This window comes from Enterococcus raffinosus (assembly GCF_019175485.1).
GTDB lineage: Bacteria > Bacillota > Bacilli > Lactobacillales > Enterococcaceae > Enterococcus_A > Enterococcus_A raffinosus.
Genome location: NZ_CP072889.1, coordinates 125,478 through 150,818 on the forward strand (window position 1 = coordinate 125,478; position 25,341 = coordinate 150,818).

The 25,341-nt window shown below is 41.5% G+C and carries 24 protein-coding genes; 10 read left to right on the top strand and 14 right to left on the bottom strand.

Annotated features, from left to right (window positions below):
• Positions 1 to 51: 51 nt before the first annotated feature.
• The 7 genes from J9537_RS15325 to J9537_RS15355 form a co-directional block, all read right to left on the bottom strand.
• Complete coding sequence (locus tag J9537_RS15325) at positions 52 to 861, bottom strand: metallophosphoesterase (protein ID WP_070509414.1); 810 nt, start codon at positions 859 to 861, stop codon at positions 52 to 54.
• A 39-nt stretch (positions 862 to 900) separates the two neighbouring features.
• A complete protein-coding gene (locus J9537_RS15330) occupies positions 901 to 1,098 on the bottom strand; it encodes a hypothetical protein (RefSeq protein ID WP_070509415.1) in 198 nt (65 codons plus the stop codon).
• 36 nt (positions 1,099 to 1,134) lie between these two features.
• Complete coding sequence (locus J9537_RS15335) at positions 1,135 to 2,505, bottom strand: sensor histidine kinase (protein ID WP_070509416.1); 1,371 nt, start codon at positions 2,503 to 2,505, stop codon at positions 1,135 to 1,137.
• Positions 2,486 to 3,133, bottom strand: coding sequence for a response regulator transcription factor (locus J9537_RS15340; RefSeq protein ID WP_070509417.1), 648 nt, complete (start codon positions 3,131 to 3,133; stop codon positions 2,486 to 2,488). The genes J9537_RS15335 and J9537_RS15340 overlap by 20 nt, the downstream gene beginning before the upstream one ends.
• Positions 3,134 to 3,300: 167 nt before the next feature.
• Positions 3,301 to 3,534, bottom strand: coding sequence for a putative Se/S carrier protein (locus J9537_RS15345; protein ID WP_070509418.1), 234 nt, complete (start codon positions 3,532 to 3,534; stop codon positions 3,301 to 3,303).
• 30 nt (positions 3,535 to 3,564) lie between these two features.
• Positions 3,565 to 4,629, bottom strand: coding sequence for a YedE family putative selenium transporter (gene yedE / locus J9537_RS15350; RefSeq protein WP_070509419.1), 1,065 nt, complete (start codon positions 4,627 to 4,629; stop codon positions 3,565 to 3,567).
• Positions 4,630 to 4,635: 6 nt separating this feature from the next.
• Positions 4,636 to 5,778 carry an aminotransferase class V-fold PLP-dependent enzyme gene (locus tag J9537_RS15355; RefSeq protein ID WP_070509420.1) on the bottom strand — a complete coding sequence of 381 codons (1,143 nt, stop codon included), beginning with the start codon at positions 5,776 to 5,778 and terminating at the stop codon, positions 4,636 to 4,638.
• 374 nt (positions 5,779 to 6,152) lie between these two features.
• Between J9537_RS15355 and J9537_RS15360 the strand changes: the two genes are divergently transcribed.
• From J9537_RS15360 to J9537_RS15385, 6 genes are all read left to right on the top strand, one after another.
• On the top strand, positions 6,153 to 6,788 hold the full coding sequence (locus J9537_RS15360) for a hypothetical protein (RefSeq protein ID WP_070509421.1): 636 nt from the start codon (positions 6,153 to 6,155) through the stop codon (positions 6,786 to 6,788).
• 33 nt (positions 6,789 to 6,821) lie between these two features.
• Entirely contained in the window at positions 6,822 to 7,154 is a 333-nt protein-coding gene (locus tag J9537_RS15365; RefSeq protein ID WP_070509422.1) for a DUF2568 domain-containing protein, read from the top strand.
• Between the two features lie 136 nt (positions 7,155 to 7,290).
• Complete coding sequence (gene dapA / locus J9537_RS15370; protein ID WP_070509423.1) at positions 7,291 to 8,181, top strand: 4-hydroxy-tetrahydrodipicolinate synthase; 891 nt, start codon at positions 7,291 to 7,293, stop codon at positions 8,179 to 8,181.
• Positions 8,182 to 8,937: a 4-hydroxy-tetrahydrodipicolinate reductase gene (gene dapB, locus J9537_RS15375; protein ID WP_070509424.1), complete on the top strand. Its 756-nt coding sequence runs from the start codon at positions 8,182 to 8,184 to the stop codon at positions 8,935 to 8,937. It begins immediately after the preceding gene.
• A gap of 47 nt (positions 8,938 to 8,984) precedes the next feature.
• Positions 8,985 to 9,686, top strand: a complete 702-nt coding sequence (gene dapD, locus J9537_RS15380) for a 2,3,4,5-tetrahydropyridine-2,6-dicarboxylate N-acetyltransferase (RefSeq protein WP_010743470.1) — start codon at positions 8,985 to 8,987, stop codon at positions 9,684 to 9,686.
• 247 nt (positions 9,687 to 9,933) lie between these two features.
• Complete coding sequence (locus J9537_RS15385) at positions 9,934 to 10,584, top strand: hypothetical protein (protein WP_245001346.1); 651 nt, start codon at positions 9,934 to 9,936, stop codon at positions 10,582 to 10,584.
• A 41-nt stretch (positions 10,585 to 10,625) separates the two neighbouring features.
• Here J9537_RS15385 and J9537_RS15390 read toward each other — a convergent pair whose 3' ends face one another.
• From J9537_RS15390 to J9537_RS15400, 3 genes are read right to left on the bottom strand one after another with little or no spacing between them, the layout of a single operon-like run.
• A complete protein-coding gene (locus tag J9537_RS15390) occupies positions 10,626 to 11,162 on the bottom strand; it encodes a TetR/AcrR family transcriptional regulator (protein ID WP_060789042.1) in 537 nt (178 codons plus the stop codon).
• Positions 11,163 to 11,194: 32 nt separating this feature from the next.
• Positions 11,195 to 11,896: an ABC transporter ATP-binding protein gene (locus J9537_RS15395; RefSeq protein WP_010743467.1), complete on the bottom strand. Its 702-nt coding sequence runs from the start codon at positions 11,894 to 11,896 to the stop codon at positions 11,195 to 11,197.
• Between the two features lie 11 nt (positions 11,897 to 11,907).
• Positions 11,908 to 12,969: an ABC transporter permease gene (locus tag J9537_RS15400; protein ID WP_070509425.1), complete on the bottom strand. Its 1,062-nt coding sequence runs from the start codon at positions 12,967 to 12,969 to the stop codon at positions 11,908 to 11,910.
• A 162-nt stretch (positions 12,970 to 13,131) separates the two neighbouring features.
• On the opposite strand from J9537_RS15400, the gene J9537_RS15405 reads away from it, so the two are divergent.
• Positions 13,132 to 13,728, top strand: a complete 597-nt coding sequence (locus tag J9537_RS15405) for a uracil-DNA glycosylase family protein (protein ID WP_070509426.1) — start codon at positions 13,132 to 13,134, stop codon at positions 13,726 to 13,728.
• Between the two features lie 80 nt (positions 13,729 to 13,808).
• On the opposite strand, the gene J9537_RS15410 is transcribed toward J9537_RS15405, so the two are convergent.
• Complete coding sequence (locus J9537_RS15410) at positions 13,809 to 14,630, bottom strand: AraC family transcriptional regulator (protein ID WP_070509427.1); 822 nt, start codon at positions 14,628 to 14,630, stop codon at positions 13,809 to 13,811.
• A gap of 90 nt (positions 14,631 to 14,720) precedes the next feature.
• Here J9537_RS15410 and J9537_RS15415 point away from each other — a divergent pair, with 90 nt between their 5' ends.
• Positions 14,721 to 16,892, top strand: coding sequence for an alpha-galactosidase (locus tag J9537_RS15415; protein ID WP_070509428.1), 2,172 nt, complete (start codon positions 14,721 to 14,723; stop codon positions 16,890 to 16,892).
• Positions 16,893 to 16,932: 40 nt separating this feature from the next.
• Here J9537_RS15415 and J9537_RS15420 read toward each other — a convergent pair whose 3' ends face one another.
• On the bottom strand, positions 16,933 to 18,558 hold the full coding sequence (locus J9537_RS15420; RefSeq protein ID WP_028021220.1) for a glycoside hydrolase family 13 protein: 1,626 nt from the start codon (positions 18,556 to 18,558) through the stop codon (positions 16,933 to 16,935).
• Complete coding sequence (locus J9537_RS15425; protein WP_070509430.1) at positions 18,551 to 20,503, bottom strand: sucrose-specific PTS transporter subunit IIBC; 1,953 nt, start codon at positions 20,501 to 20,503, stop codon at positions 18,551 to 18,553. The genes J9537_RS15420 and J9537_RS15425 overlap by 8 nt, the downstream gene beginning before the upstream one ends.
• Before the next feature lie 273 nt (positions 20,504 to 20,776).
• On the opposite strand from J9537_RS15425, the gene J9537_RS15430 reads away from it, so the two are divergent.
• Both J9537_RS15430 and J9537_RS15435 read left to right on the top strand, forming a co-directional pair.
• Positions 20,777 to 22,276: a sucrose-6-phosphate hydrolase gene (locus tag J9537_RS15430; RefSeq protein WP_070509431.1), complete on the top strand. Its 1,500-nt coding sequence runs from the start codon at positions 20,777 to 20,779 to the stop codon at positions 22,274 to 22,276.
• A gap of 16 nt (positions 22,277 to 22,292) precedes the next feature.
• On the top strand, positions 22,293 to 23,276 hold the full coding sequence (locus J9537_RS15435; protein WP_010743459.1) for a LacI family DNA-binding transcriptional regulator: 984 nt from the start codon (positions 22,293 to 22,295) through the stop codon (positions 23,274 to 23,276).
• Positions 23,277 to 23,318: 42 nt separating this feature from the next.
• Here J9537_RS15435 and pbp4 read toward each other — a convergent pair whose 3' ends face one another.
• Entirely contained in the window at positions 23,319 to 25,331 is a 2,013-nt protein-coding gene (gene pbp4 / locus J9537_RS15440) for a penicillin-binding protein PBP4(5) (protein WP_028021222.1), read from the bottom strand.
• Between the last annotated feature and the right edge of the window lie 10 nt (positions 25,332 to 25,341).

Genomic DNA, 25,341 nt, shown 5'->3' on the forward strand with positions numbered 1-25,341 from the left:
GCAGTCTACTTATACTTTGAAGTAGCTGCTCCCCTTTTTTTGTTCGTTTTATCAAAAGTGCAATTGAAAAACAGAGATTTCCGGCGGCACCCCCAACCGTGCATGGATGGCTGTCGTACCTAATCCGGTATTTACATAAAGTTTGGTATGATCGCTGAGTTCGTAGAGACCACGAACGTATTTTTTCGCTAATACATTCGTCACCTGATAAAAAGGCAGACGAATTTGCCCCCCGTGACTATGACCAGCTAAAACGAGTTGTGTGTTTGCTCCCACGAAGCCATCCGCCACATCCGGCTCATGGGTCAACAGCACAGAATAATCATACCCTTGACGATAACTTAAGGTTTCATCGATCGAAGGAGACCCCAGCAATGAATCGTCTAATCCACCGATGAATACTCTTTTGCCATTCGCCAAAGAAATCGTTTCGCCGGTATTTTTTAATACGTCAAAATCGGCCGCATTCATGACTTGCTGATAAATTCTTGCGGCCCCGCCCCCGTAATCATGGTTGCCCCAAACTGCGTATTTACCGATAGTCGCCTTCATCTCCTTCAGCTTCTCAATAATTTCCTGTTCATGGTTGTATTGGCTGTAGTTATCAAATAGATCTCCGGTAAAAACGATAATATCAGGTTTCTCCTTGTTTACCTTGCGAATCACCTTGTCCAAACGTTTGGTAGCGTAGCTTTCTGAGACTTGAATATCTGAAAGCTGAAGCACCTTTAATTCTTCCGGCTTGGAGGAAGAACCCAGCTGCAATCGATGGACAACCACCAAGTTCGGTTCGATTTTAAATGCGTAGATGGGAATAAATAATAGGAGTAGTAACACTCCGAGTAATAGTCTTTTGATCATAGAATTTCCTGCTTTCTTTTGCTTATAGTATCTATCTGTTTACTGACTGACGGATGGTGTCTGTAATTGCGTCGTTTTCTCCATCATGCCTGCTGGAGCGATTTTTTCATGTATGGCGATCATCGCCAGCATCCCGCCTGTTAGAAGCAGCGCGGCTGTCAGAATTCCGATAATTATCTTTCGTTTTGTTTTCTTGTCTATACTCTCTCCTCCTTGCAGAAAAAGAATACGAAACAATTATGCAAAACTTGTGCAAAAGAAAAACAGCACAGATTATTGTGCTGTCTGTTGAATGGGCAATACGATTGTCGCAAGGAAAGAATGGTTTTCCTGTCGAAGCGTGAACTCGCCGCCAATGAGACGAAGCGTTTGTTCGACGATGGAAAGTCCGAGCCCTGTCCCTGATAAATGGCTGTTGCGAGACTTTTCTCCTACCACAAAAGGTTCCTTTAAATGGGAAAATTGCTGCTGGGACAATGGATTGGCTCTATTCTCAAACATGATCTGATACTGGGACTCCTGCTTATTGCCAGTTATTTTCACCTGTTTATCCAAGCTGTACTTCATACTATTCGTCAATAAATTAGTCAATACAATACTTAGAAGCTGAGGGTTCGTTTCTAGTTCACAGGCCTCTGTCTTCAGGTCGATTTGAAAGGTTTGATCGATGAGCCTTTCTTGTGCGACTTCCTTTTCAAGCAGCGAGGAAATGTTGATTCTTTCAAATTGAATCGTCTCCTTCATCTGCTGACTATAGGCCAGTAAATTTGTCACCAGTGCATTCATGTTTAGCAATTGCTGATCGATATCTTCCAGAAATGCAGGATTCTCTAACCCCATTTGTTCGCCGTCTACTAGCAGCTGCATAATGGATAACGGTGTTTTTAACTCATGAGCTAAGTTTGAAGAGAAGGCCTTCAGTTGATCATTGCGTTCCAGCATTTCCATTTCATGCTGCTGCAACGAGCGTTTCATCTGATTGATCGATTGACTTAACTGACCGAGCTCATTTTCCTCCTGATTGTCAGAATCCGTAAAATTCAGCTTAGAAATATTTCGCGTCGTCTGCTCCAAGCGACGGATCGGCTGGATGATTTGATTACGTACCAAGAGGATAATCAAAGCAAATAACAGCAGTAAAAGTAACACTGTCGCTGCGATTAGAATGGGGAAAAGCGTTCGGACTGCGGCTTGAAAGTCAGGGATACTTGTCCCAACAAGGTAGAATTGATTTCCTTCCGAGAAGAATACTGTATAAAAATCATTTCGCTGTCGGGTTTGATTGTACAAGCGTTGGACCGACTGCCCCTGCTGGACGCCGCGAATCGTTGATTTATCCACCCAGAATCGATGAAGGGCAATTCCTTCTTTACTTAGTCGAAAGGTAATGTCGTTGGTCAACTCTTCCTCTGAGGGCGTGCCGCTGTTATCCAGCGCGATCACCACAAGTTCATCAGAAATCTCCTTTTCTTTTCCGTTTTGGATCAGTTTTTGCGCCTCCTTGACTGGCTGTTCCATTTTCCAGTAATAATAAGTAGGAAAGCCCCAGCGATAAAATAGCGTCAAAACCAACAGGATCAGCGCAAAGATGATGGCTACTCGCTGAATAAATACACGGGTCAAACTATTTTTTCGCAAGCTCAAAACGATACCCTGTTCCGTAAACAGTTTGAATAAATTCTTTCCCGATCTTCTCACGCAACATACGAATAAAGCTGTCGACGGTCCTTTCATCATTTTCGTTATCCAATCCCCAAACAGAGAGAAGAATCTGTTCACGCGTCAAAGGCAAACCTTGATTCTGATATAGATAAAATAACACATCGTACTCTCTGCTGGTTAAATCCAACTGTGTCCCATTCAGTAGTACGCGCTTTTCATTCGGGAGAATAACCAGCGGCTGATGAAGGTCTTGATGGATTACGCCTAATAATTTTGCTGCACGAGCCAGAAGAACTTGAGCATGGAAAGGCTTCGCCAAGTAATCGTCCACCCCAGTTTTCAAGGCTTCTACCTCATCTTCAGGCATGTTCTTAGCCGTCAGCATCAAGATTTTAATAGTACGTTCTCGTTTCATGGCTTTTGCTACTTCTAGCCCGTTCATTTTCGGCACCATCCAATCCAAAATGGCCAAATCGAAAGACTCATCATAGAATTTCTCCAAAGCGGATTCGCCATCCTCGGCTTCTACTACTCTATACCCTTCTTTTTCGAAAAATTTCCTCAGCAGCTCCCGCATTTTATCTTCGTCTTCACATAATAGTAGTTTCACTTTTTAAAAATCCCCTCTAAAAACATTGATCGTTGTAACAATAGCGCGAAGAACTTACTGTTTCAATCTTTTTGAATGATCGGCTCGGTAATCTTATCAATTCTCTAAAAAATTGGTGTAGACAAAAAAGTGATCCAGCTCAATGAAGAGTGGATCACCAAGAGTATTTATAATTCTATTTTTACCAGCTCACCGGAGAGTTCTGCTGCGTGCTGCTGGATAAGTTGTTGAATGTTCGACTCAAATCGTACCTCTGAACGCCAAGATATGCCGCAGCCTGCGGATAACTTACGAGGAATCGGCAGTAACCGCCCCTCGATTTTTGCTTGTTTACATAAGCTTGAAAACTGCAGTGCGTCATATTCTGTTTCGAAAGTCACAATCAACCATTCCTTTGCCACCGCCACTCTCTCCTTCTTTCACTAGCCGCTCTATTTCGCGGATGTCTCTATTTTTTTACTTAAATTTGTAAATGCAATAATGAATAATAACGCAATGGACAGAAGCGTCGCGATCCGTCCAAAACTCGTAGTTCCTTCTGCAGATGAGGCCAAACCGAAGTTATGAGCAAAAGCAGCCCCTACCAGCATGCCAATTACAGTGATTCCCGCATCAGAAGACCCCTGCCCGGTTAAAATCAACTGCCGCAAAGGACAGCCGCTGAGTAATACACCCGCAAAACCAACGACGTAGAGACCTAAAATATTCCACAGATGCTCGGTATGAGCGATCGGCTGATTGGCAAAACTCAAATGGAAATTCCCAGTAACTAGGTTGTAAATCAAAACAACAACAAACAACGTCAATACACCAGTAATTCGATTAAAATTCTTCATTAAGAAGATATCGCGAATACTACCAGAAAAGCAAATCGCTGACAATTGAGCCAAGCCACCGAAAATCAAACCACCAGCCAAGGAAATCATGACCGGCGCATGAAGGCTCCCAGGTCCTTCTTTACTTACCATGAAAAGAGAGGGTACCACTAAAAATAATACAAATAATGCTAAGAAGAAGCCCGGTACCATCACTCCGCTGCTAGTCTTTGTATCCTGAGGTTTGCCTAGTGTATACCCCTGTTTTAGGAAAAGACTTCCTGTAAAAACACCCCCAACAAAACCAATCAACCCAACATAAGCATTCAGATCACCGCCACTCATTCGCAGAACCATCCGCAAAGGACAGCCAAGAAAGACCAAGGCACCGATCATCATCATAAAGCCTAGTAAGAAACGTGTCCCTGTTGAGGAGCCGCTTCTCGCGTGAAACTCTTTTCTAGGGATCGCCATAAGCATCGCGCCAAAAATAATCCCAATAATTTCAGGACGCAAATATTGTACTGGTGGTGCCCCATGAAGTTTTGTAGCACCAGCGATGTCTCGAATAAAACAAGCGACACAGATGGCCATATTCGCTGGATTTCCGAAATAGGCCAATAGAATAGCAACCAAACCAAAACCTAACCCTACCGTCAAATACATTTTTTTATTTGCCATTGTTTATTACTCCTTTTGACTAATTTTTTGCAAAGCCTTGAGTGCTTCCAAAATCTCGAACTCAGTCGTAAAGGAGGAAAAACTAAAACGAACAACTCCCTGTTCTTTTGTTCCTAAAGCCTCATGCATCAAAGGTGCACAATGACCACCAGAACGAGTCGCAATCCCAAATTCATAGGATAACAAATCACTAATTTCCGCTGAATCGCGTTGTCCAACATTTATCGAAACGATTGGACAGCGTTCTTTTTCGGTAAAATCACCATAAACGATGATACCATCAATTTCAGATACTTTCTTATAGAAAAGCTGTGTCAGCTCTTGTGTTTTTCTATTAAGCTTTTCAACCGTCTCCTCTAATAAATAATCCACACCAGCCTTTAAACCCGCGATCCCATGTCCATTTAAAGTCCCTGCTTCTAACGCCGTAGGCATAATAGCAGGATGTTCAGGGTTGAAGGTATCAATGCCGCTGCCGCCGACTTTTAACGGACGCAGCGAAAGACCTGGCCGAATATAAAGTCCGCCAGTTCCTTGCGGTCCATAGAGGCTTTTATGACCGGTAAAACACAGAATATCAATGGATAAAGCTTGAACATCAAGCGGCACCAGACCTGCGGATTGCGATGCATCAACAATCAAATAAAGCCCATGTTTTTGACACACTGCTTGAATTTTTCTCAAATCCACGATATTTCCCGTTACGTTTGACGCGTGCGTAACAATGATCGATTTTGTATTCTTTTTTACCGCTTTTTCAAAGTTTAGGTAATTTAGCCGCCCTGTTTTATCAGCGGAAACGACCGAAAGCTCGAGGCCCTTCTCTTTTCTCATTCGGTAAAGAGGGCGCAGAACAGAATTATGTTCTAACGCAGTAGTAATCACATGATCTGAGCCGTTATGGAGTCCTTCAATTGCTAGATTCAAGCTTTCAGTAGCACCTGAGGTGAAAACAATCTGTCTTGCTTGCTCTCCGTTGAATAAACGACACAAGGATTGTCGCGCCTGAAAGATTATTTCAGAGGACTTTAAGGAATCGGTGTGGACGCCTCGCCCTGAATTGCCTAATTGACTTAGTGCAACGGTTACTGCTTGGATTACTGTATTCGGTTTTTTTAACGTTGTTGCGGAGTTGTCTAAATAAATCATCGTTCATTTCTCCTCTTGTTGTAAACAGTTCCCCAGCGTGATGGTGGGAACAACCTGATTGAGCAGGAAACATAAAGTACTTCTTAGAAACTTCTAAGTGAGAGCTGCCTCATATTCAAGTAAAAGCAGTAGTATATTTCTGCATAGTTCCCACCTCCCAACGTTTTAAAACCCACTAGCATCGTTCAATAAATCACAATACAAGTGTAGCGGATAGCTCTCCGTAAAGTAAAGTTGAAATTTCATTTTTGATGAAATTGGTCTAGTTAGAAAAACTAAAACTACAAGAATTCATACCAATTGCTGATTTCTATGGTGCGTTTCCTTTTCAGTATTGATACACTTAAAAGTAAAAGAGTTTGGAGGACGTCTGGTTGGAAGAGAAAAAACAAGTTATGTCGATTGATTTCTTATGGCTGGCGCTTTATGCGTTTGCGGGATTTAGTTTAGAATTGCTTTTGGGTATGGTTTTTGAGAATTTGACACTTTCCATGAATGCTATTTTAACAGCGATTTTGTGGTCAAGTGTGACACTATTTCTCATTCGGTACGCTAAACGCCAGTTCAATTTTGATGTATTTAGCAGTTCCCAATCTATAGAAATGAAACAGCTGATTCCGATTTGCGGAATTGTCATTGCTGTGATTGTTATCACGTGGATTGGCTTTGGCGGCTTCAAACCGTTGGTTGAGTTTAACGGTGAATTGGAAAAGAGCTTGAGTGCGTTTCTTTTTCGAATACTTTATTATTTGGCTGAGTGTAGCTTGATTGTCTTAGTCATTACTTTCGGACAGAAATTTTTTGAAGCGCAGTTTGGATTATCGGATCGTTTTCCCAGCGGTGGTTTTTTACTCGCTATAACTTGGGGATCAATTCATTTTCTTTTGCAAGGCGTCAGTGGCGGAATCTATACGGTCTTTTTCTCTCTTGCGGCCGGCTGCCTGTATCTTCTTTGCAAAAAAGACATTCGTTGGACCTATTTATTTGTAGGACTCGCGTTTATTCTTTAATTAGAACGACATCTTTTTTTGGAGGTTATTGCCTTGGCAGCAATTGTTTTACTTACGCGCTTTTTACTAGAACTAGCAACGATTATTGGCATTTTTAGTGGTGTTTTCTTACATTCCACACGCTATCAAAGAGTATTTTTTGCTTTCTTAGCGTGCGTACTTACTTTTACTTGGGCAAGATATGGGGCGCCGAAGTCTCCCACAGCCCTAACTGGTCGTAAAAAATTCATTTTAGAAATTACTGTCTACTCTATTGGAGTTCTTGCTTTCTTTTCCTTATTTGGCGTTGGGATTGCAAGTTGCTATGTAGCAATCGCAGGAATTGATTTATGGCTGATGTATCGCTTAAACTTGCAGGGGCATTAAAGCCTCTGCTTTTTTGATTGACTTTACTTGAAATTTTCATTAGATTTTCGTTGGCATTCGTTAATAATTGGGATATAATTCTACTACTAAGGACCTTTTTAAGGGGCTTTAAAAAAAGAAAAAGGAGTTGTTTCTCTTGAGAATATTTGAAGGATCAGGTGTTGCGTTAGTTACCCCCATGAAAGCCGATGGTGCCGTCGATTACAAGAAGTTAGAGGAACTAGTAGAATGGCAAATCAGTGAAGGTACTGATGCGATCATCGCTTGCGGAACGACTGGTGAGGCCTCTACCCTAGCCAATGATGAACACATCGCTGTCATTGAGGCGGTGGTCAATAAGGTGAATGGTCGAATCCCAGTAATCGCAGGGACAGGTGTCAATGATACACAGCATGCCATCGAATTATCTACTGGTGCGGAAAAAGTTGGTGCTGATGCCTTATTGATCGTAACTCCTTACTATAATAAAGCGTCAGACGAAGGACTATTTTTACACTATCAAAAAATTGCTCAAAGCGTGAAATTGCCGATTATTTTATATTCAGTCGCTTCACGAACAAATATGAATATCGCTCCAGAAATGGTTAAACGATTAGCAGAGATCCCGAATGTCGTTGCCATCAAAGAAGCCAGCGGAAATATTTCCCAAATCGCTGAGATTGCTCGCATTATGCCAGAAGATTTCACGATTTATTCTGGAAATGACGATCAAGTTTTACCGATCATGGCTTTAGGAGGCAAAGGATCAATCTCTACTGTCGCGAACATCGCTCCTCGCCAAACTCATGAATTGACACAAGCATTGCTAGATGGCGACTTCCAATTAGCCAAAGAGTTGCAATTAGCACAACTGCCATTAATTCATGCCATTTTCTGTGAAGTCAATCCAATTCCTGTGAAAACTGGTGTCGGTCTGCTAGGAAAAATTGAACCAAACTTCCGTCTTCCCCTTTCTGCTGCCAAAGCAGAAACAGTCGAGGGCTTGAAAAAAGAAATGTCAGCCTATGGTTTGGAGGTTGCGAAATAGATGATCGATATTATTTTGAGCGGGGCAAACGGACGGATGGGACAAGTCTTACAGAACATGATTGCTCAGCAGCCTGAAATGCAGGTCGTTGCGGGCGTTGATCGTGAAGCCTTTGAGGCGGATTTTCGCACCTATCAATCGATGGCAGATTGCCAAGTTGAAGCCGATGTGATTATTGACTTTTCTCACTATTCAGCGGTTCCAGCAGTGTTGGATTATTCTGCTGACAAAAAAATCCCAGTCGTTGTCGCGACTACGGGCTTGACCGATGAAATCAAGAAGCAAATTGAAAAAACCGCAGAGCAGACAGCCGTTTTCTTCTCAGCAAATATGTCATTAGGCATTAACCTATTAGCGAAGGCGATTCGTGAGATTACACCTGTTTTAGAGGAAGAATTCAATATTGAAATCGTCGAAAAGCATCATAATCAGAAAAAAGACTCCCCTAGCGGTACTGCTCTGCTGCTGGCTGATGCGGTCAATGATGCGGTGGAAGAAAAGAAAACCTATATTTATGGTCGCCATGGCAATGATTTGGAAAATCCGCTATCCGAACTAGGCATTCACGCTGTTCGCGGTGGAACTATCCCTGGGGAGCATACCGTGATTTATGCCGGTCCTGATGAGGTCATTGAACTAAATCACCTAGCCTTATCACGAAACATCTTCGCCAGCGGAGCTGTTAAAGCAGCAAAATATGTAAGTGAAAAATCCACTGGCTTATACGATATGGAGAAATTAATCGACGAGAGCTGATTTTTCCAGAATAAAAAAAGAAACTGAGACAAGAAATGAGGAATTTGATGACTTTAACCGATCCCTATGAAATTGCAAAATATATTAAAAACGCCGAAAAAATGACCCCTGTCAAAGCATATGTGCAAGGAGACTTGACGGGTATCACCAAAGAAAAGGTTCAATTTTTCGGACAAGAAAAGACCTGGATCTTGATTGGTGAAAGTCAGGCCGTGCAAGAGGTACTAAACGAGCAGCAAGCAAAAATCACAGACGTCCATGTTGAGAATGATCGCAGAAATTCAGCGATTCCGATGCTGGATATCTCAAGTGTCAATGCGCGCATTGAACCAGGCGCACTCATTCGCGATCGTGTGGAAATTGGTGATAAGGCAGTAATCATGATGGGCGCGATTATTAACATTGGTGCTTCTATCGGTGAAAGTACTATGATCGACATGGGTGCAATCTTAGGCGCTCGTGCAACTGTCGGAAAGCACGCCCACATTGGTGCTGGCGCAGTCTTGGCCGGCGTACTAGAACCACCTAGTGCCTCCCCTGTTGTTGTTGAAGATAATGTGCTAGTTGGTGCCAACGCGGTGATTTTAGAGGGTGTCCATGTTGGCAAAGACGCGGTCGTTGCTGCTGGTGCCGTTGTAACAAAAGATGTTCCTGCAGGAGCCGTTGTTGCTGGTACCCCTGCTAAGATCATTAAAATGAAAGACGAAATAGATCCAGGAAAAACGGAATTTTTAGAGGATTTACGTTAATTCAAAGGCTGTAGTTATTCAATAGAATAGCTACGGCTTTTTTATTAACTTGTACATGCGTGCGTAGTTCTTAATTAATAAGCGAAGCCATTGAAAACGTTATCTAGTTCATCTTTTTCGTTATTCTAATCAAAAATTAGTGTTTTTTTGATTCAAATAACATCTTTTACCTTATTCTTACTGCATTTTTTTCGAAGTATGCTATAATACAATCGGATTAGAACTATTCTTAAAAGAAAGCGACTGAATGACACTAGTGAACTTAAAAAGTATTAAAAAATCAATCAAAACTCGTAACAAACAAATCAGCAAAACATTTGCTCAAGTGGAAGAAACACTGGCAAATCACATCCATAGTGATGTAAAAATCTACTTTGACAAAGTGAATCCTCATCAACTTCACCTTGAGGAGAAGACTCCTGACGGCAAAACACGTCATATCCAAAGTTCGGAGCATGATCACTCTTTCAAAGAATTGGTGGATGCCCACATTCAAAAGCCACATACCAATACGTTGAATCAACTAACGAACAGCGTCTACAATTTGTGGTCAGAAAGCTTCAAATCATCAGCACCTGCTGAAAATCAAGACACGGACAAAGCGGCAGAACTTGCTCAAGATATTTTGGCGGATGTTGTCAAAGAACCAGCAAGTGCCGTCGTGACTGCGGAACAAGCAGAAGCATTGAATCAATCATTGAAGACTAAAACGAATTATTCTGCTGAATGGTCAGATGCAGAAAGCTCAATTGAAGTCTTCTACAACCCTCCAAAAAAAGAGCGTCAATTATTGGCAACAATCGCAGCGGATCAAACAATTACCTACACTGATGCCCTAGCAACAAAGCGCGTCATGAAAAAAGAATTGCCAGATATGATCGCAGCGGTATTAGCGTAAAAAAATTCCCACTATCATTATTGATAGTGGGAATTTTCTGTTTAGTCCAAGACGCCATAGAAAAACAGTTGAATGGCTTTTTCTAAATTGTCTTTCCGTGTCTCTTCTGGTGAGTCCAGATAAGCAGAAATCAAAATGAATAACTGACGAACCGCAAAATCAGGATCTACTGATGCTTTGATGTTGCTCTCTTTTTGGAAGACCTCAACAAATGGCTGCTTATATGAATCCTGCCAAAGGGAAAAGAGCTTTTTCGCCGTTTCAGGACTGAGGGTGTGCTGAATATCGTGCATCATCATAAACAGACTGAAGGGATGCCTCTGCTGCAGGTATAAAGCCATTCCTATAATTTTCTCTTCAAAGCTCGTCGCTTTTTCAGCTATTTCTGTCAAACTTGCTCCTACCTCGGTGGACAACCGCAGCATGACTTGATAATAAATGTTTTCTTTGTTTTTAAAATGATAATAGATATTTGGCTGGGTAATGCCAAGAATCTTTGCGATTTGCCGCGTAGATGTGTCATTATACCCCTGCTTCATAAATAATTCTTCGGCAACATCTAAAATCTCTTCGTACATCGAATCGCCTCATTTTTTCTTTGGTACCCTCATTATACGCTATCCGACTCTTTTTCGTCCTCAGAAACTGATTTTTCTTTTAGTGTGCCATCCTTCATTTCTAAAATTCGATCACAGAATTTCACTAAACGTGTGTCATGGGTCACCATGATGGTTGCTTTGTTCTTTTCCTTCGTCTCTTTTGCTAAAATTTTAACCACTTCATAGGCTTTTTCAGAATCTAGACTGGCGGTTGGTTCATCCGCTAAAATGATCGTCGGATCATGATACAATGCTCGAGCGATCGCGACACGTTGACGTTCCCCCCCAGACAGTTCTTCTGGATACTTATTCTCCAAACTGGCAATTCCTAATTGCTCAAATAACTTTTCTGCCACCTGTGTATTGTCATTTTTGCTGACCTTATCAACTAGCTTTAACTGCTTTTTAACGGTCAAAAAAGGGACGAGATTTGAGGCCTGCAAAATGAACCCAATTTCTTTGAACCGTAATTTTGCCCGCTCCTTCTCTTTCTTTTCACTAAAATCTTCATCATTAATCAACACTTCACCTGAAGAGGGAGATTGAAGGCCGCCTGCAATGGTCAGGAAGGTACTCTTCCCAGATCCGGACGGACCAATGATCGCGACAAATTCTCCTTTTTCGACTGAAAAATTCGTTTCCTTCAATGCTTCGATGGTTGAATCCCCATCTTTGAATGTTTTTTCTACTTGTTTAAATTCAATTGCACTCATTTTTTTCCTCCTTACCCGATGGCCTTCAGCGGATCGATCTTGACAATCGTGCGAACGGAGAAGAACGCACCGATCAACGCTACAAGGATCATTAATAGACTAATGCCGCCAAAGAAGAGCATATTGACTTGGAATGGAACCGCATCTGGTAAAACTAAGGCCGTGCCAAGTGTCGCCCCTAACCCAATCACGACACCGACTGTTGCTAGTAAAAAGGTCTGTGCGATGACTGAATTAGAAATATAGCGGCTTGAGATTCCTTGTGCCTTCATTACGCCGAAAATTTCTGATTTTTGCATTGTTAATACATAGATAAATATTCCAATAACGATCGCCGCGATCACGATCAAAAAGCCAATCATGAAACCAAAGGTCAAGACCTGTGCACTATAGCCAGGCAGTTCGTTAATAAAGTCTTTGATATTTGTTTTCTCTAAATCATCCGGGATTGATTGGACATTCCCGCGTGTGATAATTGCATTAATCCGGGTATTTTCACTCGCTCCTTGTGTTTCAAAGCGAATTTCTTGATAGGCCCCGATGGTCGTATAAAGAACAGGTGCTACATTGAATTTTGCATTGTCCGTAAACCCAACGATCTTCAGAGTTTTTTCATTGCCAGCCATCTTCACCGTTTCGCCAAGTTTTAAGTTGTACTGATCCTTTAAAGAACTATCGGCTACGGCTTCATCATCCGAGGCGAACATTTTTCCACTAGTTAACTTTGGTGCGATGAATTGGTCCTTATCAATGCCGAAAAAGCTGACATCAATTTTTTCTCCACTGTCCCCTTTTATGACACCAGCGGTTTGAGCTAGGTAGGCTTTTTCATCTGCCTTCACCTCATCAAAGGTTTTTAAGGGGATCATGGACATATTTAGATTGTTGTTGGCTTCCTCGGTTAAAAGGATATTGTCCGCATCCCATTTATCTACTGCGGTTCGATTGTCTTGTGCCAGCCCGTAAGCCAATCCTGTTAAAAAGAAGACCAAGTAGGCAATCAAGAACATAACTCCCATCACTAGCGTATAACGCAGCTTGGAGTGTTTGATTTCATTAATCGCTAAAAACATAAAAATACCTCCACTTATCAGTTGATAAAATTACCCTAACACGATTAATTTCTGAAGGAAAATAATTTGCTTAGGACTTCCGGATAAAAGACTACTATTTTTGAAACTAGACATTCCCTGTCAAGATTAATACGGTACACTAGATTTAAAGGAGGTCAGAAAATGAATATTAAACAGGAAATTATAAAGCAGCTGCCGGAGGATCCTCAGATTTACTTGAATGCCATCAAAATTGATCCTAGTACAATAAAGGCCATCATGATCAATGAGGTCGTCCCTGCTTCTCCAGAGAATGATTTTTACGGTTCACCGGATGCGACCTATATGGAGACCACTATTCCCTTGTTCCAAAAGGCTGGTATTGAAGTTTCAACGATTGAGGATATTTTGGCTCATGGCATCTACCTTACGAATGCTATAAAGACGCCAAAGCAGGAAACAACGATCGACAACGCCAGTATTGAGCGCAGCCTTCCCTATTTAGAACAGGAACTGGCTCTGTTCCCAAATGTCCAAGTCATTATGCTGATGGGGGATGTGGCGAAGAAATGCTATAACAAGATTACTAAAAAAACGACAAAGAAAAACGTTGTCCCTGCCATCTCCACCTACAAGCTGAGAAACACGGAACTTTTTTATCAAGGGATTCGAATCATGCCCTCTTATATTATGACTGGAAAAAATATTCTGATTGAAAAATCAAAGGTACAGATGGCTGCAGAAGACCTTGCGACGATGTTTGCGATCATTTCTGAATAGTTATCTAGGAAGCAAAAAACGACGAATCCAAAAATGGACAAGTCGTTTTTTGCTTCTAATGAAAAAGGCGCTTCTTTTTTCTATTGACCGGATTTCTCATTAAAGGTCTGCTTGTTTTTCCGATACTCACTAGGCGACATTCCCATCTCCACTTTAAACACCTTTGCAAAGTAATTGCCATTCGACATCCCCACCAATCGAGCAATCTCATGAACTCTTCGTTGCCCATCTAGTAAATGAGGCAGTGCTTTTTTTATTCGATATTTCTTTAGATAAGCGATGGGTGATATATGATACGCCTTTTCAAATAGTCGAATTGCTTTGTAGCGGGACAAGCTGTACCGCTCCTCGATATCGATTAGACCTATTTCCTGTTGGTAGTTCTGCTCTAAAAATGATTTGATTTCCTTAGCCAAAGGATGTTTTTCTACCCGTTGTGTCACGAGTTCCTTTTTTATTGCCAAAACCAAGTCATAGGCTAATGAAGTATTTTCAAAAAAAGGACTCTCTGCTTGCTTTTTGAGCTGGTCATGTGCCTTCTTTAGTGTTTCTTGAAAGTCTATTGAACTTTGATGCAGCGTTTGATTTACAGGATAGAACCATTGGAGAATGTCTTTGGAAAACTCCAAATATAGAAATCTCCAGTCCGATTTTCCATAGTAGCAGCAATTACTAGGGATCTCAGCAAGAAAAAAACTTCCCTTTCGTTGAGTACTGCGCTGTCCTTCTACTTCAAAATACCCTGTTCCTGCCAACGTATACTGCAATACAACTAAATCATCCTTGCGCGCGGCATTGTCCCAATGATAATTTTCATCCCCATGTCCTACACCGCCCCCCTTTAAGTAAGGCAGGTTGTAGGTGTCAAAATAATAATAGCTATGAGAAAAATAATCTTGCAATATTTTACCCCTTTACTCAAATTTTTTATTCTTGTTTCCCAACATCTAATTTCTTATGCTTACAGTATATAATATAAAGGAGCTGTTTTCATGCCTATTCTATTTGATCATCAACGGCAAATATTTCATTTATCAAATTCTCAAATCAGTTATGTTATTGGGATAGAAAAAGAAAAATTTATTACCCATCGATACTTTGGCAAGTCTCTCCCCTTTTATGCCGGTAGCAATGAATTGCAGCGGATCGATCGCGGCTTCGCTACGAATCCAGATCCATCCGATCGTACATTTTCCTTGAATGCTTTACCACTGGAAACAAGCACCCAAGGAACGGGAGACCATCGTATTGGCAATTATCAAATTCGTCGAGAAAACGGGGCGAACGTGACGAGTTTCAGCTATAAAAGCTATACTATTTCCTCTGGCAAGCCTACATTAGAAGGACTTCCTAGTTTACGTGGTGAACAGGCGGAGACATTGTCGATTTTGCTGGTTGATGAAGTCCAGAAGTTGGAGATGATTCTCAACTATACACTTTATAAAGATTATCCCGTTGTCACTCGCAGTGTTCGCTTTCTTAATCGTGGCAAAGAAAAGGTGTTTATTGAAAATGCGGGATCAATGCTGCTCGATCTTCCCCGTACGGATTTCGATATGCTTACCTTAAACGGCTCCCACACAAATGAAGCGACGATTGGTCGGCAAGCACTGCATGAAGGAATTCAGAAAATCGAAAGCTCTCGAGGAACCAGCAGTCCTCAGCACCAGCCGTTTTTAGCGCTGATGGATTCGACTACGAACGAATTTCAGGGAGAGGTTTATGCGTTTCATCTAATCTACAGCGGAAATTTCACTGCACAGGTAGAAGTTGAACAGTACGGCTCCAGTCGCGTTCATCTGGGAATCCAGCCTGAAACCTTCGAATGGTGTTTGGAACCAAATGCGTCGTTTCAAACACCAGAGGCAGTTATCAGTTACTCTGACGCCGGTCTTAATGGGATGTCTCAAACCTTTCACACACTCTATCAGAAGGAACTAATTCCTGTTCAATGGAAAGATCAGGAGCGGCCAATCTTATTAAATACTTGGGAAGCGAATTATTTCGACTTTCATGAAGCGGATTTGCTCCAACAGGCTGAAGTAGCAAAAGATACGGGAATTGAGCTTTTTGTGCTGGACGATGGCTGGTTTGGTCAACGTAATGATGATACCTCTTCTTTAGGCGATTGGTTTGAGAATCGTGAGAAACTCCCACAGGGAATAGCCGGTTTGGCGGAAAAGATTCAGCAAAAAGGACTCAAATTCGGGCTGTGGTTCGAACCGGAGATGATCTCTGAAAATAGCCGCTTATTTGAGTCGCATCCAGATTGGGCGTTGCAGGTTCCTGATTATCCAAAAACAGAGGGTCGACGACAGTTGGTCCTAGATTTGAGTCAGACAGTCGTTCAAGAATATTTGATCGAAATGTTAGACAGCTATCTATCCACGGGAAAAATCGACTATATTAAGTGGGATATGAACCGACATCTTACAGAAGTGGGCAGCTTCGCTTTTCCCGCTTACCAGCAAAAGGAGATTTACCATCGCTATGTTCTAGGGCTTTATCGTGTGCTTGAGGTCATAACGACAAAGTATCCTAATTGCTTATTTGAAAACTGCTCAAGCGGCGGGGGGCGTTTTGACCCAGGGATGATGCATTATATGGCGCAAACGTGGACTAGCGATAACACGGATGCGCTTTGCCGCAGCAAAATCCAATATGGCTACAGCTTGTTGTATCCGCCAATCATGATGGGTGCCCACGTGTCGCCTGTACCGAATCATCAGGTTGGTCGAAGGACTTCACTGCATACACGAGGATTGATTGCCATGAGTGGGAACTTTGGTTATGAGATGGCTCTTACTCACTTACCTGCTGATGAACAGAAAGAAATTCGTGAACAAATCACTTTTTATAAAAAACATCGCTCGTTGTTCCAGTTTGGTAAATTTTATCGTCTACAATCCGCCGATGATTTTTTTGCAACGGCTTGGCTCTTTACAAATGATGAGGAAGCAATAGTCATTTATTTTAACGGACTTGCTCGACCAGCAGTTCCTGTTAAGTACTTAAAGACTCGCTACTTGGAGGAACAGGCAATCTACAAAAATACGGCAACCGGCAAACTCGTATCTGGTGCAGAATTAAATCAGGCGGGGATTACAATTCCGCGCATCAAAGAGGATTTTTCCACGTTGCTTTTCCATTGGAAAAAGATCTAAAAAAAGTGCTCTCTGCAACGAAAACTGCAGAGAGCACTTGTTAGTTAGTCTTTCGAACAGCATAGGCCTCATAAGGCTCTAATTGCTGTCGTATCTTGTGTTCAGGATAATTATGAATGAGGATGTCCCCTTCCATTACGGACTCACCTAACTGATAATTCTGAACAGAGGAAGAGAAATTTACAACGACGATTACTGACTCCTTCGCATCAAAACGTTTATAGGCAAGGACCTGAGCATTCCCAGTTTCCAGTCTTTCGTATTTTCCAACGACAATCACCGGTAATTGCTTTCTCAAATGAATCAAATGTTTATAGGTGTAAAAAAGAGAATCTTCGTCTGCTAATGCGGCCGCTGCATTCACCTTAGGATAATTGGTGTGAACCGGCAGCCAAGGAGTATCCTTAGAAAAACCAGCATTCAACTGATTCTCCCACTGCATCGGATGCCGTGCGTTGTCTCTACCCTTGGCGTTTATTGACGTAATAATTTCTTCTATCGAATATCCCTGCGACAGTCGCTCTTCGTACATACGAATGCTTTCAATATCGTCTACTTCATCAATCGATTTGATCGGATAATTGATCATCCCGATCTCTTCCCCTTGATAAATATACGGCGTTCCCTTCATGAAATGGAGATAAATAGCCAACATCTTCCCACTTCGTTCACGATATTCCTCTGAATCATTTCCCCAACGCGAGATAATTCGTGGCAAGTCATGATTGTTCCAAAACAGTGAATTCCAGCCCTTTTGATCCAGTTGAATTTGCCATTTTGAAAAGACTTCATGCAAATCTTGAGGATCTAACGGCTTCAAATCCCATTTACGTTTCCCAGGATGCTTATCTAAATTGATATGTTCAAACTGAAAAACCATGGATAGCTCGTCTCTTTCAGGGCTAGAGTAGAGCTCGGCAACCTCGGGAGTGGCCCCCCATGTTTCTCCGACAGTTACAACATCATAACTACCAAAAGTGTGCTGATTCATTTCTTGTAGGAGTTCATGTAGTTTTGGCCCATTTTGTGTAATTTCTCTATCGGGTTCCTTTCCGATCAAGTCGATCACATCTAAACGAAAACCGCCGATCCCTTTTGCTAACCAGAAGTTCATCATTTTCCAAATTGCCTGCTTCATTTTTGGATTTTCCCAATTGAGATCAGGCTGTTTTTTTGAGTGTAAATGGAGATAATACTCATCCAAGTGAGGAACATAGGTCCAAGCTGAACCGCCAAAATTTGATTTTAGCTCGTTAGGCGGTCCCCCTGCAACGGGTTTCCGCCAAACATAAAAGTCATGGTAAGGATTCTCACGACCTTTTAACGCTTCTTGGAACCAATGATGCTCACTGGAGGTGTGATTAACGACTAAATCCATCACTATCTTGATTTTCCGTTTCTTCGCTTCTTCAATCAATCGATCCATATCTGCCATTGTGCCATATTCAGCCCCAATTGCTTCATAGTCACTGATATCATAGCCGTTATCGTCGTTGGGTGAAGAATAGACAGGACTTAGCCAAAGCGCATCCACTCCTAAAAAGGCCAAATAATCCAGGCGTTGGACAATCCCATTCAAATCACCGATCCCATCATTGTTGCTGTCTTGAAAGCTGCGGGGATAAATTTGATAAATAACCGCCTGCTGCCACCATTTGCTATTCATAGGCTTTACTCACAGCAAGGATGTCTTCACCTTGAGTAACAGTTGGCTTATCTAACGTGCTGACATCGCCATAGGCCGCTGAGTTCGTTACTAACAGCATAACTGTATCATCATAACCAGCCTTTTTAATAGCTTCTCGATCAAATGTACCTAGTAATTCCCCTTTTTTCACTCGCTCCCCTTTTTTCTTGTTGGTTGAAAAGAACTGTCCAGCAAGGTTGACTGTATCAATACCTATATGAATGAGGATTTCCGCACCACTGTCGGCTTGAATGCCATAAGCGTGCTTCGAATCATACATGACGGTTAAGACACCATCTGCTGGCGCGAATAATTGATCGCTTTCAGGGATGAGTGCGACTCCTTTTCCCATCATTTCTGTGGAGAAAACAGGATCCTTAACTTCTTTTAATGGTAGGACCTCTCCAGTGACCACAGCTGATAGTACGTCGTCTTGCACCGCTAATGATTGATCTGGATTTTCATTGATCATAACAGCCTCTTGTCCATCTGGGGCTGCAGTTGCTGGGACCTCCATTTTCTTTTTCCCGTAAACAAATGTAAGCAGGAAGCCTAAAATGAAGCTGATTACGACACCGATCATGAAGAACGGGATTGATTTAGGTGCAATAGAGATAAATCCGATCACGCTCGCAGGTCCCATCGCTACTGATAGAACGTGGAAAATCCCTAGTGAGACACTTGCAATTCCTGATGCGATCATGGCACAGACGAATGGGAATTTTAATTTCAAGTTGATCCCAAAAATCGCCGGTTCGGTGATTCCTAGCAACGCAGAAATACTTGCTGATGAGGCCAAGCTTTTTTGCTTTTCATTTTTTGATAAAACAAAAATAGCCAATGCTGCGGCACCTTGGGCAATATTCGCCATTGACGCAACTGGGAAAATAAATGAGCCACCTGTTCGTGCGACATCCGCTAGTAGCGTCGTTTCGATCGCTGGAAAACTTTGATGCAATCCGGTAATGACGATTGGCGAGTAGAACAAACCAAAAATTCCTAAACCAACGGCCCCGGTTGTCTGATACAACCAAACTAATCCGTCTGTCAAACCATCTGAGACTGTACGCATGACAGGTCCAACGAAAATGAAGGTTAAAAATCCAGTAATAATAATTGCTAACATTGGTGTAAAGGTATAATCAAATGCTGCTGAAATCTTTTTGTGGAAGAATTTCTCTAGCGTAGCCAAAATCCAAGAAACCGCCAATACGGGTAAAACAGAGCCTTGATAGCCAGCCTGCGCGACCTGCAAACCAAAGATATTCCAATAAGGCATACTTCCTTCGGCGATCGCGTTTGCCACGCCGTACCCATTAATTAAGTCTGGCATAACCATCGCCATCCCCATCGCTGCCCCGAGATAGCCATTTCCGCCAAAGCGCTTTGTTGCTGAGAAACCGACTAAAATTGGCAGAAAAGCAAACGGTGCGGAAGATAATAAGTTAATAATGCTGGCAACGTCTTTAATATTTGGAAACATTTCAACAACCGACTTTGGCCCGAACAAGTTCGGTGATGTTAAAACGTTGTTAATGGCCATCAGTAAACCGCCTGCTACTAAAGCCGGAACAATGGGAACAAAAATATCTGATAATACTTTAATAAATGCCATTGCGGGATTCACTTTTTTTCCTTCAGCAGCCACCGCTTTCAAATCTTCTGTAGACGCTTCCTTAACATTCGTCAATTTGACGAGTTCCGCATACACCTTATTTACGTCTCCTGGTCCGATAATAATTTGAAATTGACCATTGGCCTCGAAGGTTCCTTTAACATCGTCATTATTATCTAAGGCTGCATGATCTACTTTACTTGGATCCTTTAATACTAGCCGTAATCTAGTGGCACAATGAGCGGCTGCTTGGATATTTCCTTCCCCGACGGCTTTACTAACCTCTCTAGCTACTTTCTGATGATTCATAATCAAACTCCTTTCCATGTAATCGCTTTTTTCACTCTTATCATACCGTAATTTTTCAAAATGTCAAACGTTTATCAAAAATATTTTTAAATTTGGATGGTAATTCTTTTCACGTTGATTTATATAGTATTTTAAAAATGATATACGTTTGACATTTTATGTGATTTGAAGTATCTTAAAGACGAACGAAAGCGTTTAATAAAAGAGAAATCTTTTATAGGTGACCCATTCTGAAGATACTATAGTTTTGTGCAAGTGGAAGGAGTTAATGAAATGGAGTTAATAAAAAAATGGACAGATGAGCTGCGCTATCTGCCCTACCATGAGTGGACCAAGGAATATCAGAAATTTTTAGAGGTAACAATTCAGCATTCCCAATGGCGTCTGGGATATCATATTCAACCCAAAAGCGGGCTATTAAATGACCCCAATGGTTTTTCCTATTTTAATGGAAAATGGCAGCTTTTTTATCAGCTATATCCAATGGGGCCAGTTCATGGAGTGAAATCTTGGGCACACATAACTTCTGAAAATCTGGTGGATTGGACCTATGAAGGGATTGCCCTTCTCCCTGATTCGTCTTTTGACCGTCATGGTGTTTATTCAGGATCTGGCATCGTTATTGAGGATGAGTTAGTGTTAGCCTATACCGGGAATGTGCGTGATTCCGATTGGCAACGTAAATCTTATCAAATGTTGGCCCGTATGAATAAAGCTGGCGAAATCAAAAAGGATCAGCGGCCAATGATCCCAGCCCCGCCTCGAGGCTATACGCATGAATTTCGTGATCCTCAAGTATTTGAGTACCAAGAGAATTATTGGCTTTTGATTGGCGCTCAGACGGAGACGCTGGAAGGAAAAGTGCTGGCTTATACCGGTAAATCATTAGAAATGCTGCATTTTGCAGGCTCTTTGAACTTCACGGATCAAGCGATGGGCTTCATGGTAGAATGTTCGAACCTCGTATTTATTGATGGAAAGCCTGTCTTGCTCTTCTGCCCTCAAGGATTGGATAAGAAGATTATGAACTATCAAAATATTTATCCTAACGCTTATATTGTCGCGGATAGCTTTGATACTGATTCCCTATCGTTGGTAAATCCGAGTTCGTTGGCAAATCTTGATCATGGGTTTGATGTTTATGCGACACAGGCCTTCAATGCACCTGACGGTCGTGCCTTAGCCGTAAGTTGGGTTGGCTTACCTGAGATTGATTATCCTAGTGATTCAGAAGGCTGGGCGCACTGTCTAAGTCTCGTCAAGGAACTGCAGCTCAAGGATGGTCAGCTGTATCAACTGCCAGTGAAGGAGCTAATTGAGTTGAGACAAGAACGCCAATCTATGGACGGGAAAATTTCTCAGCAGCCCTTGACTCTTGCTGAAGAAACAACGAATTGCTATGAAATGCATCTTGATTTTTCAGCAAATAGTCAAGGAAAACTCCATCTTTATTCAGATGCGCAGCAGGATCACTCATTCATCATCGATTTCGATACAAAAAATGGTATGATAAGTGTAGATCGCTCACACGTAAGCAATCCCTTTGCTCAAGAATATGGAACGACTCGCACACTTACAATTGATAAAAATGAGTCTCTGTCTCTGCAGATTTTCGTTGATCATTCGGTTTGTGAGGTTTTTGTCAATGGTGGTCAAGCTGTTTTGACGGCAAGAGTGTTTCCTAACCATGAAGAGAAGAATGTTTATTTAGAAGGAATTTCTGGAGATTTTTCCGCTGATTTCTGGTGTTTGCGTAACATGAAAAACGACTAAGGAGTACAACGAAAGAATGGCTATCAAATTAACAGATGTCGCAAAAAAAGCAGGTGTCTCTCCCACGACGGTCTCACGTGTGATCAATAATTACGGATCACTTAGTCAAAAGACCATCGATAAAGTACATGCGGCAATGAAAGAGTTGAACTATCAACCAAATTCTCTCGCCCGCTCGTTACAAGGAAAAAATACACAGCTGATCGGGCTCATCTTCCCAACAGTTTCTAACCCCTTCTTTGGCGAACTTGTCGATAAATTGGAAGCTACCCTATTTGAACAGGGCTATAAGACAATTCTTTGTAACAGTGCCAACAATAAAGAAAAAGAACGGGCATATCTGAACATGCTTTCAGCCAATCGTGTGGATGGTATCATCGCTGGAGCTCATAACTTAGGAATTAAGGAATATGAAGATATTGGATTGCCAATTGTTTCCTTTGACCGTCATCTATCTGAAAATATCCCCATTATCGGAAGCGATAATTTTCATGGCGGCTATCTTGCGACGGAAAACTTATACCTGCGTGGTTGTAGGAAAATCGGTATTTTGACAGGCAGCTTAAAATCAAACTCACCGACGAATGAACGCTTAGAAGGTTACGAGAAGTTTTTAACCGAGAAGCAGCTGCAGTCGCATGTGTTCACGATTGACTCGAGAGCCAGCTCCATGGCGCTTAAAACGATTGAGATCAAGCGGATTTTAGAAAATGAAGATTTAGACAGCCTTTTTTGTACAGATGATCTGACAGCTATCCTCGTTTATAACATCTGCCAAGAAATGAACATCGCTATTCCGCAAGACCTAAAGCTAATTGGTTATGACGGCACAAAATTTGTACAAAATTATTTTCCGCAGCTATCGACCATTGCTCAACCAATCGCTGATTTTGCAGATTTACTAGTGGATCTATTAATCCAGCGCATCACAACTCCAGAGAAAAAACTGGAGCAATATTATGCTCTGCCAATCAAGTTGATTCAGGGGAAGACAACGTAAACGGACTACTTCAAAAGAAGTGGTCCTTTTACGTTGCTCTGTCTATTTATATGTTTCATTCAGATACGTCAATAATTCAGGAACCATTCCTACTGCGGATTTATCATCTGGTCGATCTTCCAAAAATTGCAGGACTGCAAAATTTTGACTTTGCCCATCAAAGGCATAAAGAAAACTATTTTGCTGCCCACGCTCGTCTTGCTTTTCTTTTATCTCTGCGGTACCGGTTTTTGCCATCAAAGAAATTCCTAAAGACTGCAAGCTGTTCGCCGTACCGTTGGGATCATTCACAACGGCTTGCATATCCTGATTGATTCGTGCAATGGTTTCACCAGTGACGACGTCTGCTTTGCTTTTTTCTTTTTGAGAAAGCAATAATCTAGGATACACGATTGTTCCATTATTTGGAAAAACCGAGTAAGTAGTGATTTGCTGAATAGGATTTAAAAGCAGCTGTCCCTGTCCGTATCCAGTATCTGCTAAAAGTATCTCAGAATTGAAATTTTTTTCTGTCGATATTTGCGCAGGGGTCATTTCGATGGGAATATCCAGCGCTTCGCCGAAAATAAAACGATTTAAACCGTTCCGAAATATTTTTTCTCCCATTTTTAACGTTTCCTTTGCCATATATATATTGTCAGAATAAATCATTGCACGCTGTAAATTAACTGATGATACATCAGATACACGGGTCACCTTGTAGCCGCCCCAAGATAAATCCTTCTGCCATTTCAGACCGTTAATAGCAACGGTTTGATTGGGATCTAACGTTCCAGCATCCAACCCAATAGCAGCTGTAACCAATTTGAAAGTTGAGCCTGGCGCATAACCATTTGAATAACGAGCTAAAAAAGGCAACTTCTCATCTTTGGCTAGTTCGTCGTATTCCTTTTGACTGATTCCATGAGTCATTTTATTTGGATCAAAGCTTGGTGAACTAGCAACTGCTAGCAAATCTCCAGTTTTTGGTTCACTTACCACGCTAGATCCCCGTTCATTGTCCAAAGATTGATAAGCAAGATACTGTGCTTGAACATCTATAGTCAATTGAATCCTTTTCCCTTCTACGACATCAACCTTTTGAAGCACTTCTTTTTCTTTTCCATCTGAACTCGTTATGGCGATATAACCTCCATTTTTCCCTCTCAGTTCTTTGTCATAAACTCTCTCTAATCCTGTACGTCCGATAACACTATCTTCTGAGAGATAGCTATTCTTTTTCATATCTTCAGCGGTCACTGCACCTACATATCCAATTAAGTGAGCCGCCGCTTCTCCGAGTGGGTATGTTCTTCCAGTTTCTTCTCTTACTTCTAAACCTGTTGGTGCTTCGAAGTGTTCTGGCACCTTCGTTTCTGTTTTTAGTGGAACAAAATAATCTTCCTTTACCCATGGCTGCTTCAATGAGGAGTTGATTGTTTTCTCGGGCAATTCTAGTGTCTCACTGATTTTTTTGATGTTGTCTTTCCGTTCCTCACCTTTCCCAAGTTTTTTTGGAACGATCCCAAAATTGTATACGTCACCATTGATTGCCAAACCGTGTCCATTTCGATCCACTATCTCTCCTCTTGCAGCAGATAAATAATGATAGCGGACCTTATCTCCATTTTTCATTTTTGGAAAAATTAAGTTTGGTTTCCATTCTATTAAATGATTCTCTTTCGTTAATGTGCCTGAATACGTTTGTTCTAACGGACGTCCTAGACTCGTTTGTAGAATCAATGTGTAGTTAAATGTCTTCTCCTTCACACGAAGGTTCTTAATCTTAATATCATGAATTCCTAGACCACCAAAAATATTTTGATATTTTTCCTTCACCTGTTCTTTCGAAAGTTGTCCTGATTTTAATGATTCTTGTGATAAATAATCCAATGATTCGTCGTATTTCCCAGTTGAAAGCAAGTTTATATATTCTTTGAGTGTTTCTTCCCCATTCTTTTTCAAACGTTGTTCATGGATATTTTGATAAATGAAAAAGCCAAGACACGCAAGTAAAAGAAAACTAATTATGATCACTACTCTACTTCCTTTTTTTCTTTTATCAATTCGTCTCATTTTGTATCTC